A 9,611-nucleotide genomic window follows, 5' to 3' on the forward strand; every position below is an offset into this window, starting at 1 on the left:
CTTCATGGCAAAAAGAAAACCAAGCAGAAGGCTTGAAGTAAGGCTTGAGCCGGATGATGGGTAACTGTCAAGTCCGGTTCTTAGGGGAGGGGAGTAGAGTAATCTACAAACCTTACCCGACTTCACGTCCGGTTCTGGAGACGAGTCAGCTGTGAGGTGACTCCCTGGCTTAGTTTAATGGAAACTGGTCACGGGTATCCAGAAAAACACAAATCAATGAAGAGCATAGTTAGACACATGGTAAAACATAGTGAACTCTGGAAAGAACAAAACTGGAAAAAACTCCGGCAAAATTTATTCCGCCTACAGAGACGAGTGTTTAAAGCAGTTCAAGATGGTGACCTCAACAAAGCTCGGTCATTACAAAAACTGATTCTAAAATCCCGTTCAGCCCAACTTTTGGCCATCCGTCAAGTGACACAGCTCAATAAAGGTAAAAGGACAGCCGGTGTTGATGGAAAGGCATCCCTGTCCTACCGAAAAAGATTCGAGCTTCTTGAGGAACTGAACGATTATGCTTTTACCTGGAAGCATAATCGACTTAGGGAAATCCCAATACCCAAGAAAAATGGTAAAACTCGAACTCTCAAAGTCCCTACAATTGCCGATAGAGCATGGCAATGTCTAGCCAAATTTGCGTTAGAACCAGCACATGAAGCCACGTTCCACGCCCGAAGTTACGGGTTCAGAACCGGAAGAAGTGCTCACGACGCTCAGAAGCTGATATTCCATAATTTATGCTCAAATAAAAACGGCATCAACAAAAGAATAATTGAGCTAGATATTAAGAAATGTTTTGACCGCATTTCCCATAAATCCATCATGGACGGGATAATTGCACCATCAGGTTTAAAATACGGGATTTTCAAATGCCTAAAAGCAGGAGTCAATCCTGAATTCCCTGAGCAAGGAACCCCACAAGGAGGTGTCGTCAGCCCATTACTTGCCAATATCGCACTTAATGGAATAGAAGATATACACAATAGCATCCGTTACGCGGATGACATGATAATAATTCTCAAGCCAGAAGACAATGCAGAGGAAATTCTAGATAAAATCAAAAGCTTCCTCGCTGAACGTGGAATGGAAATCAGCGCTCGAAAGACTAAGCTAACTAAAACGACAGACGGATTTGACTTCCTGGGCTGGAATTTTCGAGTCCAGAAAAACGGAAAGTTCAGAAGTTTCCCCTCAGAGGAAAACTATAAAACAACCCGAAATAAAATCAAAGCCGTGGTCAGCAACTCGAATTATGGTGCTTTAGTTAAGGCAAGAAAACTAGCCCCCATTGTTCGGGGTTGGAGAAATTACCACCGGTATTGCAAGATGGACGGCTCTCGAAATAGTTTATGGTTTGCAAATGAATCAGCACGCCGTAAATTCATAAAGGAAAAGAAAATCGACAAACACGAAGCCGTAAGGTTAGTGAACAAAGCATTTCCGGCGGTACCTTATTCACAGAACAAACATGTCAATGTTAAAGGGACTAAGTCACCCTACGATGGTGACCTAGTCTACTGGAGCAAACGCAATAGCAAGCTCTATGATAATGCTACCTCCAAAGCCTTAACTAAGCAAAACCATTCCTGTGGACAATGTGGACACAAATTCCTAGGGCAAGAAGTCGTACACTTACATCATATTGATGGAAACCACGATAACTGGAAACCAAAGAATTTGCTAGCAGTTCATCACAGCTGCCATCAACTAATCCACGGAAGCAGACCGAAAGGTCAGGATATCTAGGAGCTGGGTGCGGTGAAAGTCGCACGCCCAGATTTGAAGGAGAGGTGCCCTGGGTAATACCAGGCATCGACTCTACCGAAGTCAGAAGTCAGCTAGACTCACGTTTCGGAGTTTAGGAGCGATGCAGCGCGGTCTTGGGGGTTTCCCCGGAGACAAAACCTTAGATAGTGGAGCCTTTATAGTTAGCAGGTTATGCAGAAAAGGGTTAAATATTTTTTAATAAGGCGACCCTATCTTACGGTAAATTCAAACCACTCGCTATTGCATCAAGACAATGTCCTAATCTCAATGGGTAGTGCTATATAAGTAATACTTAGTAATCATTCAGCCATCAGCTTAGCAAGCATTTAGTAATTTGGGATTACTAATTAGTTTCTGAATTCAGCATATTCATCGCCATTTCTAAACTAACTTTCATCCGATTCAGAGATTTGGCGAGTATACCAATTTCATCATCTGAATCATGGTCAAATTCTCCAGCCATATTGCCAGTACTCACTTCCTTAGCTAATTGAGCCATCTGCTTAAGAGGTTTGGTCACCGATACCTTGAGGAAACGATTAATCAGCAAGATGGCTACCAGGAAAAAACCAGTAATAATCCCAATCACCAATACCTGTAACTGCTTAGCAGAATTAAAGATTTTAAACCCTGGCACTGATACAATTTTTGCCCCAACAATTTCATCGAGCTTCCAACCAAAACCATGCTGATCACCGTAGGTAGCAATTTGGCTAGCAGGGGCGGCTTCAGGAGTACTGTGGCATCGTAAACAGCTTTTTTCAGAAACGGCGAGAGGACGGGCAACATAAAAAATTTTTCCACTAGGAAGAGAGCGAAAACCGGTTTTTTCTGTTAGATATGGCTGCTGTCGAAAACTCTCCACGATTTCAGTCTCGAAACTATCAGCTTTATCTCTGAGGTTAGTTGGATTAAGGGTCGCTTCTTTATAGAAAAAATCACGATATTGCTCACGTTTACGTAAATTTTCAAAAACTTCACGAGCTGAATAAGCAGGTACTGTTTGGGGTAAAAATCTGTCTTCATTTTCTAATCGATCAGCTAATTCTGGATTCACTTGATTATTGGTATACTCCCGCACCGAACCCATGGTTTCGATCAGAATTAGGGCTTGGTCAGTTACGAGTTTTTCGGCATAGCCTTCTAAAAGTTGAGACAAAACCAACCCACCAGTCAGTACAAGTCCTATAAAAATCGATAGCAATAGTAAGTTTACCTTGATTCCTAAATTAAGTTTTTTTAACATTAGCCATCTCCCATAGTATCATTAGTGCCACAGCTGTTTTAGTTCTTAAGGTAATTAATTATGTTTTACCGCCGTCTATTCTTGTTGAATCTTATATTGATTTTTACAGCTTGTAACTCACCGGATACCCCTAGGCTAGGGAAATTAAGTATTGGGATCGTAAGTTACGGGGAAAGCTATCGCTTCATAGAGCGATACTCAAAGCTAATCGAATATCTTGGTGCTCGACTTAAGATGATTATAGAATTAGAACCGATGTACAACGAGCGCAGAGCACTAACTTTGATTAAGCAGAGCAAGTTGTCTATCGTGTTTGCTCCTCCTGGTTTAGCAGCCATCGCCATTGCTGAGGCACAGTACATACCAGTGCTACCTCTCCAAGGAGTCAAAAAGTCGCGCTCAGTCATCGTAGTAGAACTCGAAAGCCCGATCCAACACTTGACTGAACTAGCGGGCAAAGTCATTGCTTTAGGTCAACCCGGTTCTGCCACAGGATATTATCTGCCAATCTACAATCTCTACGGTCTGACCCTAGCGGAAGTGCGTTTTGCCCCCACACCAAAACAAGTCTTAGAGTGGATTGCCTCTGAGGAGGTAGTCGCTGGAGCGTTGTCTTTAGAAGAGTTGGAACGCTACCGCCTAGACTATAGTCAAACCAGGTTCCGGATTTTATATATAGATTCTCATAAAATTCCCAGCGGTTCTATCCTGATCGGACCAACAGTCGAGAGAAATCTACAACAGGAGATCCACAAGGCACTAGAATCTGCCTCCAGCAGCATGGCAGCATCAGCAGGATACATCCCCAATGCTAAAGCACCTGATTATGATTACTTAATTGAGGTGGTTCAGAAGGTTAGACCGATTGCCGAACGGATTCAAGAAAAACCATTCCCTTTATACAGCCTTCCATTTGAGTTGTAAAACTTCCAAACAAGGGGATAAACCGGCAGTAGCGGAAGAGAATCGATTATATTACCATTGGGGATTTTTAACAAATAATTTAGGATTGCTACATAAGCGGTTGGCAATGTGAATAGTGGCTAGGTAATCGCCTTTGCCTACTTAGCAAGTTTGCAGTTATTTAATATAATCAGCAGGATTACCTATCTTTATTTTTAGTAAAGGTAATTGCCATCAGAATTCGCTCAATAAGATTCATGGCGGGAAATAAATAACTTATTAAGATTAGAATAATCTTTATATGATAAGGATTACATTGGGTGCATCTCAATGCATGCAATTAGGCAAAAATTCTCATAAAATCTCCATAATTCCCACAATACCCGCGCCCCCGCCCCACAATACCCGCGCCCCCGCCTTAGATTCGCTAGCTTGACATAATTTATTCAACTATATTTTTTTTAAATAAATAATTTAACTAGAAATTTAAAATATCGGTCTTTTTTTAAAGTTCGCTTATAGTTTATATTTTTTCCTGAACCATTACCGAGCAAGATGTATCAGTAATTAGAGGAACATTGATACGGATATCGGTTATGCGAATTTACACTCCTATTGCTTTAATTACTGTTTTAACCATCTGGTTTGGGGTTAATTTACCGATGATTGCCCATGGCTCAAATGCACCACTAAACTATAGTAATGATTGTCCCAGTTTAGTAGAGCAAACAGGACAAATTTTTTCTTATGGAAGAAAAGAAAACCACAAATTTGTCTCATCACCAGTAATTCCAACTACCCTGATCGCCCATCGTGGTAGCGGACGTCTGTCTCTTGTGTGAGAGTCAACTGACTGGATTCAGTTTGATGGCATATCTGGCTGCATTTCAATCCCACTGTTGGGTACGAGTAGCGGGCTACAGTGGGAAAGTGCTAATTCAATATAGTGTACTTGTAGTTGACTTATTTTATATAATATATTGGAAAAGACATGATTAGGGTGCCTCTTAATTCGTCAATTTTCTGCCAAGCAACCTCAGCTCGCTTTCTTCGATGACAGTGAGTTAGTTCTAGTGTGGAAAAATGAAACTAAATAAGCTTGATAACCAACGGAAGTAGATGTGATTGCCCCTAAGATGATCAACCAATCCGATCTGATCAAAACCCTAAGCCCCAGTGCAATGGATCAGATCATGCTATACCTGGCTTTCAGCGCCCTGCGGACGAGTGGACACCGACATGGGGCGTTTTTAGATGCAGCAGCAACCGCTGCCAAATGTGCCATTTACATGACCTATCTGGAGCAAGATGGCAATATCCGCATGACTGGGCATTTGCATCACATTGAGCCAAAGCGGGTAAAGGTCATTGTTGAGGAAGTTCGACAAGCGTTAACAGAAGGGAAACTGCTCAAGATGCTGGGGTCTCAGGAACCTCGCTATCTGATTCAGTTTCCCTATGTCTGGATGGAACACTATCCCTGGCAACCAGGGCAATCTCGTATCAATGGCACCAGCCTTGACCTGGAAGAAAAGCGCAATCTTGAGATCAAGCTGCCAGATCACCTGCCGGATGCCCAGATCATTAATTCCTTACAATTCTTTGAATTAATAGAATTTCTCCACCGGAGATCTCAAGAAGACTTACCACCAGAGCGACGTCTACCATTGAGTGAAGCTCTAGCTGAACACATCAAGCGTCGCTTAACCTATTCAGGAACTGTCACCAGAATCGATCACACCGGTGGCTTACCCTACTACGCTCTAACCAATGCATATTACTCGCCAGTAGATGACAAAGCCCGCACCTACACCATGATTGACGAAACAGCGCGATACTTCCGGTTAATGAGAAACTGGGCAGAGCGTCAGCCGCAAGTCATGCGAGGGTTGGAGGAACTAGATATCCCGCCAGAGAAAATCAATCAGGCCATGGAAGAGTTAGATGAAATTATCCGCCAGTGGGCAGATAGGTATCACCGGGAAGGTGGTGAACCAATGGTTCTACAGATGGTCTTTGGACCACTATCTGAATAAATTATAAAGTATGAATTATGAAGCTATGAAGTGGAAACTTGGAAGTAGGAAGTCTCACCCTATCTCAATTTATTAAATCTATTAGTTGCTTGAGCTTGTTGTATGTTTTCATCCTTAATGTTTCAGACTGAACACTTAACACTTCATGCTTCGCAATTAACACTTCATACTTCATGCTTCATGCTTCATGCTTCATACCTGGCTGATCCAGTGCCATGCTAGAGCTAACAGCACAACAGCGATCGCACCAATCATCGTATTAATAATATTCACGACTTCATTGGTCAGCCATTCTAATTTAGATTGTAGTGTCGCACCAATTACACTCTCCAGATTGGTGGCGATGAAGGCAGCAATAACACAGAAAAATACTCCTGTCAAGTTAACCAAACCAACGCCCCAACCCACAAATGCGATCGCAGCTGATGCAATTACTCCAGCTAGGGTTCCCTCAAGACTTACAGCTCCTTCTGTTCCCCGGGCTACTGGCTGTAAGGTAGTAATCAGGAAAGTCCGTTTGCCGTAAGCCTTACCCACCTCACTGGCAGTGGTATCGGACAACTTAGTAGCAAAACTAGCGACATAGCCCAGTAACAATAACTGCTGGTAAGGAGCATCCACCACTAGGGTACCCAAAGCACAAATCGCTCCAGTAAGTGCTGAACCCCAAACATTCTCTGGTCCCCTAGCACCGGAACGCTTTTCCGCAATTCCTGCCGCTTCCTTTTGCGCCATACCAATGCGGGTGACACCAGACCCTACCAAAAAGTAAAATCCGACTACTGTGTAACCCGGCCAGTTCAGAGTACCCCAAATCAGTACCCCTAATATCCAAGCGTGGACGATCCCAGCAGGGGTGAGTAACTTTTTGGGAGCAATCCATACCATGGCTAGGAAAACTGTGTTTACTCCAACAGCAACTAGCCAAGGATTTAAAGAAAGACTATCATCAAGCATAGCAAAATAGTTATATGGGTAATTGGTAATTGATAATTTCTCTATCAATTATCAAATTTGTGAGGTACAATACTGGGTGTTAGGGAGTAGGGATTAGCAATTTATAAAGCTGTTAGGTAGGTAGTGCTAAACAAACATGTGTACCTCATCATTATGATAATTGATAGAAGTGGTAAGTGGTAATTGGTAAGTGGTAATTGGTAATTGTGATTGTTTCTGACCCATTACCCCACTACTCATTGCCTATTCCCCATTCCCCATTATCCAAAAAACCAATCACAAAGCACACTACTGAAGCAACCGGATACCAGATTACCTCAGATTATCCTTAAATAAAGGGCTCTATCGAACTTGCTATGTAAAACTTTTAAAAAATAATTAGTCTAATCCTTATGGGGTAAGAGTTTTAGTTTTTGATAGAATGATTTTTTATAAATAGACTTCCCAATCAGATTTAGTGGTAAATAAGCGCGTTTTTATGCATACTAGTGGTCTGTCAGTTTTAATTTTGTGAATAGAATGGATGTTAAAGAAGTAATCCTCCTCTGCCATTACCCATCATCTGAGAAACCATGGAGAAACGTTACATTGTTCGGTTAACACTTGAAGAAAGACAACAACTCCAACAGTTGGTATCCAGGGGCAAGACAGCAGCCTACAAAATAAAACACGCGCTTCTTCTGCGCTCACATTGATATCAATGGACAAGGATGGACAGACGAGCAAGCGGCAACTACCTTTGGTTGTCACCGAAACACGGTAGCCAATCTGCGGCAACGATTAGTCGAACAAGGTTTAGAGGCGGCAGTGGAACGAAAGCAGCAGAAGAATCCATCACGGCAACGGGTATGTGACTCAGAGGCTCAAGCCAAACTGATCGCTCTACGTTGTGGAGAACCCCCAGCAGGACAAGCACGTTGGACCTTACGACTCCTAGCCGACAAAGCAGTGGAGCTAGAGATTGTACCAGCCATTAGCCACGAAACCGTGCGACAAGAGCTCAAAAAAACCAATTAAAACCACATCTGCGCGTTTCAATATGTGATTCCACCCCAAAAAAATGCCTTCTTTGTGGCGGATATGGAAGATGTGCTGGAGGTTTATCACCAACCCTATGACCCCAAACGTCCAATGATTTGTATGGATGAACAACCTGTCCAACTGATCAAAGAAACCCGCATTCCCCTGCCGGCTAAACCGGGACATCCAGAGTCAGTCGATTATGAATACGAACGCAATGGAACTGCGAGCATCTTCATGTTTACAGAACCCCTTTCAGGCTGGCGCAAGGTGGTAGTTAGAGAGCGCAGAACGGCAGTGGATTGGGCAGTGGAAATTCAACGCTTACTAGATCAAGATTACCCTGAATGCGAAACCCTCACCTTGATATGTGATCAATTAAACACTCACAAACCAGCTTCCCTCTATGCAGCCTTTGAAGCACCTACTGCACGTCGTTTAGTCGAAAAATTGGAGATTCACCACACTCCTAAACATGGCAGTTGGCTCAATATTGCCGAGAATGAGTTGTCCGCATTGACCCGACAATGCTTGGATAGACGGATTCCGGACCGTGAAACTTTAGAACGGGAAACTGAGGCTTGGTACATTGAGCGCAATCGGTTGCACAAGTCAGTAGATTGGCAATTCACAACCGCAGATGCCCGCGTCCGTCTCAAGGGGCTTTACCCACAAATACAAAATTGACAGACCACTAGTGCTGCTGAGTGCGATTGGAATAAAACATCGGGAGTTCGGGTTTGGGCAACCAGTTCAGGTTTGATGCTTTGACCATTGCGAGTTTGACGGGGATCGATGAGATGGGGGGCTAAATAGGCATAGGGCCAACCATAGAATTCCCCTTGGCGAATGCGGGTGAAGTAATCAGGAACTAGGTCATCTCCGATCAGATCTCTTTCATTGACGGTAGTGTAAAGTTCACCAGTAATTGGGTGAAAGTCGAGACCGACCGGATTACGTAAACCATAGGCAAAGGTCTGTTGGTTTGACCCGTCCAGGTTCATCACCTGTACCGATGCTCGGGGTAAAGGTTCCCTATCGACATTAGACCGTGAACCAATAGAGACGTAGATTTTGTTTAGGTTGGGAGACACTACCACATTGCGGGTCCAATGCTGGTTGTAGCCACCACCAGGAAGGTCAGCAATTTTTTGACCTTTGCCAGTGAGTTGGTCTTGACCTTTAGTGTAGGGAAACCGGATTACAGCATTAGTGTTGCCCAAGAAGAAGTATTGATCAGCAAACGCCATGCCAAAGGGAATATTTAACCCATTACTGGCATTAGCAAAGGTTTTTTTGACATCAGCAACTCCATCACCATTGCGATCGCGCAATAAACGAATACGATTTGCCCGAGTTTCTGTGACCAAGATATCCCCAGTGGGAGTAAGTGCTAGCCAGCGGGGACGGTCTAACCCATCAGCAAATACGTTCACTTGGAAACCCGCTGGTACTTTTAGGCTTGGGTTGGATGGTACTGCTACCACATTTGGAGGTCGAGAGGCGCTAGTAGTAGCAAAGGGTTGGGGTAAATCATCCAGGGTAATTTGAATCCGTTGGGGTGTCAGAGGTTTGGTATCGATTAGGGTTTTTGTCAATAAAGCATTTGTTTGTGTAGGTGCCTGAGCAATTTGGGGAGATTCCTCAGACGAGGACTTTTGTAAAATCGGTGCAGCAGGTGC

7 protein-coding genes and 1 pseudogene are annotated in these 9,611 nt (G+C 43.4%); 5 read left to right on the plus strand and 3 right to left on the minus strand.

Features of this window, described 5'->3' with window-relative positions; genetic code table 11:
* Positions 1-216: 216 nt before the first annotated feature.
* Positions 217-1,746: a reverse transcriptase domain-containing protein gene (locus tag F6K57_RS31665; RefSeq protein ID WP_293072059.1), complete on the plus strand. Its 1,530-nt coding sequence runs from the start codon at positions 217-219 to the stop codon at positions 1,744-1,746.
* Between the two features lie 364 nt (positions 1,747-2,110).
* On the opposite strand, the gene F6K57_RS31670 is transcribed toward F6K57_RS31665, so the two are convergent.
* Positions 2,111-3,013, minus strand: coding sequence for a DUF3365 domain-containing protein (locus F6K57_RS31670; RefSeq protein ID WP_293018986.1), 903 nt, complete (start codon positions 3,011-3,013; stop codon positions 2,111-2,113).
* 60 nt (positions 3,014-3,073) lie between these two features.
* On the opposite strand from F6K57_RS31670, the gene F6K57_RS31675 reads away from it, so the two are divergent.
* The 3 genes from F6K57_RS31675 to hetR all read left to right on the plus strand — a co-directional run bounded on the left by F6K57_RS31675 (position 3,074) and on the right by hetR (position 5,952).
* Positions 3,074-3,937 (plus strand): PhnD/SsuA/transferrin family substrate-binding protein, encoded by an 864-nt coding sequence (locus F6K57_RS31675; RefSeq protein WP_293018988.1) that lies wholly within the window; start codon positions 3,074-3,076, stop codon positions 3,935-3,937.
* A gap of 575 nt (positions 3,938-4,512) precedes the next feature.
* The gene (locus F6K57_RS31680) at positions 4,513-4,758 is read left to right on the plus strand and encodes a hypothetical protein (protein WP_293018990.1); all 246 of its coding nucleotides are present in this window, start codon (positions 4,513-4,515) and stop codon (positions 4,756-4,758) included.
* A gap of 294 nt (positions 4,759-5,052) precedes the next feature.
* Positions 5,053-5,952: a heterocyst differentiation master regulator HetR gene (gene hetR / locus F6K57_RS31685; RefSeq protein WP_293072060.1), complete on the plus strand. Its 900-nt coding sequence runs from the start codon at positions 5,053-5,055 to the stop codon at positions 5,950-5,952.
* A gap of 192 nt (positions 5,953-6,144) precedes the next feature.
* Here hetR and F6K57_RS31690 read toward each other — a convergent pair whose 3' ends face one another.
* Entirely contained in the window at positions 6,145-6,909 is a 765-nt protein-coding gene (locus F6K57_RS31690; protein ID WP_293072061.1) for a TIGR00297 family protein, read from the minus strand.
* Positions 6,910-7,481: 572 nt separating this feature from the next.
* Here F6K57_RS31690 and F6K57_RS31695 point away from each other — a divergent pair.
* Positions 7,482-8,616 (plus strand): annotated as a pseudogene (locus tag F6K57_RS31695) (IS630 family transposase).
* Here F6K57_RS31695 and F6K57_RS31700 read toward each other — a convergent pair.
* Positions 8,595-9,611 (minus strand): PQQ-dependent sugar dehydrogenase (locus F6K57_RS31700; RefSeq protein WP_293072062.1); only part of this gene is annotated, 1,017 nt, incomplete at its 5' end. The pseudogene F6K57_RS31695 and the gene F6K57_RS31700 sit on opposite strands and share 22 nt — an antisense overlap.

It is taken from the genome of Moorena sp. SIO4A5 (genome assembly GCF_010672005.1).
Classification (GTDB): Bacteria; Cyanobacteriota; Cyanobacteriia; order Cyanobacteriales; family Coleofasciculaceae; genus Moorena.

Bases quoted from the DNA above. Each gene is read 5' to 3' on its own strand.
- F6K57_RS31690 (WP_293072061.1), bottom strand. From the start codon at position 6,909: ATGCTTGATGATAGTCTTTCTTTAAATCCTTGGCTAGTTGCTGTTGGA.
- F6K57_RS31680 (WP_293018990.1), top strand. From the start codon at position 4,513: ATGCGAATTTACACTCCTATTGCTTTAATTACTGTTTTAACCATCTGG.
- F6K57_RS31670 (WP_293018986.1), bottom strand. From the start codon at position 3,013: ATGTTAAAAAAACTTAATTTAGGAATCAAGGTAAACTTACTATTGCTA.
- hetR (WP_293072060.1), top strand. From the start codon at position 5,053: ATGATCAACCAATCCGATCTGATCAAAACCCTAAGCCCCAGTGCAATG.
- F6K57_RS31665 (WP_293072059.1), top strand. From the start codon at position 217: ATGAAGAGCATAGTTAGACACATGGTAAAACATAGTGAACTCTGGAAA.
- F6K57_RS31675 (WP_293018988.1), top strand. From the start codon at position 3,074: ATGTTTTACCGCCGTCTATTCTTGTTGAATCTTATATTGATTTTTACA.